Here is a 3,697-nt window from a genome sequence, read left to right as displayed (position 1 = left end):
TAATCGGGTGACACCACGAGAGCGGAACAGTCGGAGGAATGATCCGACCGTTCACAGCGTCCTCGCTGTGTGTGTTTCAAAGGAACCTCAACCCGATCGAACCGATCAGGTCGGGGTATCAACATATCTGGCGTTGACTTTTGGCACGCTGTTGAGTTCTCAAGGAACGGTCGCTTCCTTTGTACTCACCCTCTCGGGCTTTCCTCCGGGCGCTTCCCTTCGGTCTTGCGTTTCCGACTCTATCAGATCTTTCCGATCCGATTTCCTCGGTGCTTTCCAGGTTCCCGCTTTCGCGTTTCCCTTTCCGGCGGTTCCGACTTTATCAGAAGTTCTGAGCCGGTCTGACCGGCCGTTCATTTCCGATTCATCGGGAGAGTGCTTCGCCGAATTCTGTGATCCGGGAGAAGCCGATAGTTTCTCACTGTCACCCTCCGGGGAGTGAACCCCTCTCCAGGCAACTGTTCGAATCTACCTCCCCGCTCGCTCCGTGTCAACGGCTCTTGCGGGAACGAAGAGGACACTAGCAGCTCGACGGGGGCTGACGCACATCAGGCGGCCGTGGGCACGGTGGCGCTGCGTTCGGATGCCTCGACGTCACCCGTGTCGCCGGCCCGCGCGGCACGCCCGCCCACGACGTAGACGTAGGCGAGGAAGGCCAGCTCGGCGACGACTCCGATGGTGATGCGGGCCCAGGTCGGCAGGCCGGAGGGGGTGACGAAGCCTTCGATGGCTCCCGAGACGAACAGGACCAGGGCGAGGCCGATCGCCATGCCGATGGCGGCCCGGCCTTCTTCCGCGAGGGCTACGCGACGGGTGCGTGGGCCGGGGTCGATGAGTGTCCAGCCGAGGCGGAGGCCGGTGCCGGCGGCCACGAAGACCGCGGTCAGTTCGAGCAGACCGTGCGGCAGTACGAGACCCAGGAAGGTGTCGAGGCGGCCGGCCGACGACATCAGGCCGAAGCCGACGCCGAGGTTGAGCATGTTCTGGAACAGGATCCAGATGACCGGCAGGCCCAGGAAGACGCCCAGGATCAGGCAGAGCGCGGCGGCCCACGCGTTGTTCGTCCAGACCTGCGCGGCGAAGGAGGTCGCGGGGTGACTGGAGTAGTACGTCTCGTACTGGCCGCCCGGGCGGGTGAGCTCGCGCAGCTCGCTGGGGGCCGCGATGGTGGCCTGGACTTCCGGGTGCGTGCCGATCCACCAGCCCAGGAGGGCCGCGACGGCGGTCGACAGGAGAGCGGTGGGGACCCACCAGTGTCGGGCCCGGTAGACGGCGGCGGGGAACTGATGGGTGAGGAAGCAGGTGACGTCGCGCCAGGAGGCCCGGCGGGTGCCGGTCACGGCACTGCGCGCGCGGGCCACCAACTGGCTGAGCCGGCCGGTCAGCTGCGGGTCGGGAGCGCTGGACTGGATCAGGGAGAGGTGGGTGGCCGTGCGCTGGTAGAGGGTGACGAGTTCGTCGGTCTCGGCGCCGGTCAGTCGGCGCTGGCGCCGGAGCAGGGCGTCGAGGCGGTCCCACTCCGCGCGGTGGGCGGAGACGAAGACGTCGAGGTCCATCGGTGTGCCTGCTCCTCGGCTATCGTCGGCGGCTCGTCGTGGATCAGCTTGTCGTACTGCGGCGCGGTGTGTCCTCAGCTTGGCAGACTGGCGGGGACGGGGGCAGTCAGGGGAAGGGCGGCAGGCGTGAGCGAGCTGGTGACGGGCGAGGCGGTGGCGCTGGAGTTGCGCCCCGCGAGGCTGCCCAGCAGGGCGCTGGCCGTCCTGCTCGATCTGGCGGTGGCGGTGGCCGTCTACGTGGCGGTGACCATCGTGCTGGTGGCCTCCACGGCCTCCCTGGACATGGCGGCACAGACCGCGCTGTCGATCGCGGCCTTCGTCCTCGTCCTGGTGGGCGGGCCGATCGCGGTGGAGACGCTCAGTCATGGGCGGTCGCTCGGGAAGATGGCCTGCGGGCTGCGGGTGGTGCGGGACGACGGCGGGCCGATCCGATTCCGGCACTCGCTGGTGCGGGGCCTGATCGGAGTGATCGAGATCCTCATGACGTTCGGTGTCGTCGCCTGTATCGCCTCGCTGGTGTCGGCGCGGGGGCGGCGGCTCGGTGACGTGTTCGCGGGGACCCTGGTCGTGCGGGAGCGGGTGCCGGTCCCGGCGACGGGCTTCATGCCGCCCCCTCCGCCCTGGCTGGCCGGGCGGTTCTCCGAGCTGGACCTGTCCGCGGTGCCCGATGATCTGTGGCTTGCCGTACGCCAGTACCTCACGCGCATGGGGCAACTGGATCCCCGGGTCGGCTGGGCGATGGCGGAGCGGCTCGCCGCGGACGTGGCTGCCCGGACGGGGGCTCCGGCGCCCAGGGAAGTACCGCCCGCCGCGTACCTGGCGGCGATGATGCACGAGCGTCAGGCCCGGGAGGCCCGGCGGGCGTTCGGGAGTGCGCCCTCGGGCGGGGGTGCGCCCGCGGCCGGGGTGCCGTCGGTGACGGAGCCTGTGACTCCTCCCCCGCCGGTCCGTCCGACGACGCCGCCGGTTCCGCCGTCGGCAGCGCCTCCCGCGGTGCCGCCGACCTCGTCTTCGGACGGTCGCCCCGGTACGGGATTCGTGCCGCCGGCGTAAGACGTGCCGACCGGGGCCTCACGGGAACACGGACGGCGGCGACGCGAGGTCCTCCAACTCGATCCCGGGGGCCGCGAGTACGACGTCCCCGGCGATGTGCACGAGGTGCTGTTCGCCCGTGTCCAGGGCTGTGACCTGGTATTCGTCCACGGTCAGGGGGCCGTTGTCAGTGGCGTGTGCTTCGCTGTTCACCAAGGCCCAGGACTGGTCCAGGGTGCGGGGGGCGAGGACCGGATCAGTGAGGGCGACGAGGCGTACGCGGGTGGCCGCGGCGGAGGGGGTGAGGCGCAGGAGACGGGTGGCGGCGACGAGGAAGGCCGGGGAGGTGCCGGTGAAGGCGTGGGCGCGCGCATTGCCTTCGGTGGCGTGGACTCCGGTGGGGTCGGTACGGACCCAGGTGACACCGTCGATGGCCGCGCCGCGGACCTGCCAGCTCGCGAGGTGGAGTTCGAGGCGGATGGGGCGGCCGAGTTCGTCGAGGGCGAGGTCGACGGAGCCGTGGTGGTCTCCGGCGGGTGTGGTCAGCCGAGAGACGTAGCGCCAGCCGGAGGGGCCGGGGGCGCATTGGAAGTGTTCTTCCGCGAGGGGGGTGTGGTCGTGCGGATCGTGGAGCGAATACCGGCCGCGGGGCATGGGGGTTCCTGGGTGGTGACGGGCTGCTGGTCCGGCCGCTGAGGCCGCCAACGGGGCAGGCCCCCGACACGGGGGTGCGGGGGCCTGTCTCGTAGGAGCCGACGGGGCTCGGTGGGGCTCAGTAGCGGTAGTGGTCCGCCTTGTACGGGCCCTCGACCTGGACGCCGATGTACTCCGCCTGCTCCGGACGGAGCGTGGTCAGCTTGACGCCGAGAGAATCGAGGTGGAGGCGGGCGACCTTCTCGTCCAGGTGCTTGGGCAGCACGTAGACGTCGGTCGGGTACGCGTCGGGCTTGGTGAACAGCTCGATCTGGGCCAGCGTCTGGTCCGCGAACGAGTTGGACATCACGAACGACGGGTGACCGGTGGCGTTGCCCAGGTTCAGCAGCCGGCCCTCGGACAGCACGATCAGGACCTTGCCGTCGGGGTAGGTCCAGGTGTGGACCTGCGGCTTA

General features: G+C 69.8%; 4 protein-coding genes. 1 reads left to right on the top strand and 3 read right to left on the bottom strand.

Features of this window, described 5'->3' with window-relative positions; all coding sequences use genetic code 11:
• Positions 1-548 precede the first annotated feature (548 nt).
• Positions 549-1,556: a stage II sporulation protein M gene (locus tag KUM03_RS29765; RefSeq protein WP_217253369.1), complete on the bottom strand. Its 1,008-nt coding sequence runs from the start codon at positions 1,554-1,556 to the stop codon at positions 549-551.
• A gap of 126 nt (positions 1,557-1,682) precedes the next feature.
• On the opposite strand from KUM03_RS29765, the gene KUM03_RS29760 reads away from it, so the two are divergent.
• Positions 1,683-2,609 carry an RDD family protein gene (locus KUM03_RS29760; protein WP_217253367.1) on the top strand — a complete coding sequence of 309 codons (927 nt, stop codon included), beginning with the start codon at positions 1,683-1,685 and terminating at the stop codon, positions 2,607-2,609.
• 18 nt (positions 2,610-2,627) lie between these two features.
• Here the strand turns inward: KUM03_RS29760 and KUM03_RS29755 are convergent, their stop codons facing one another.
• Together KUM03_RS29755 and KUM03_RS38645 are read right to left on the bottom strand one after the other, a co-directional pair.
• On the bottom strand, positions 2,628-3,242 hold the full coding sequence (locus tag KUM03_RS29755) for a hypothetical protein (protein ID WP_217253360.1): 615 nt from the start codon (positions 3,240-3,242) through the stop codon (positions 2,628-2,630).
• A 118-nt stretch (positions 3,243-3,360) separates the two neighbouring features.
• On the bottom strand, positions 3,361-3,697 hold a 337-nt coding region (locus KUM03_RS38645), incomplete at its 5' end, for an adenosylhomocysteinase (RefSeq protein ID WP_254400091.1).

Origin of the sequence: Streptomyces sp. AC602_WCS936 (genome assembly GCF_019049125.1) — a bacterium.
Lineage (GTDB): Bacteria > Actinomycetota > Actinomycetes > Streptomycetales > Streptomycetaceae > Streptomyces.
Note: the sequence above shows the minus strand (reverse complement) of the source record. Positions and strands in the feature narration are given on the sequence as shown.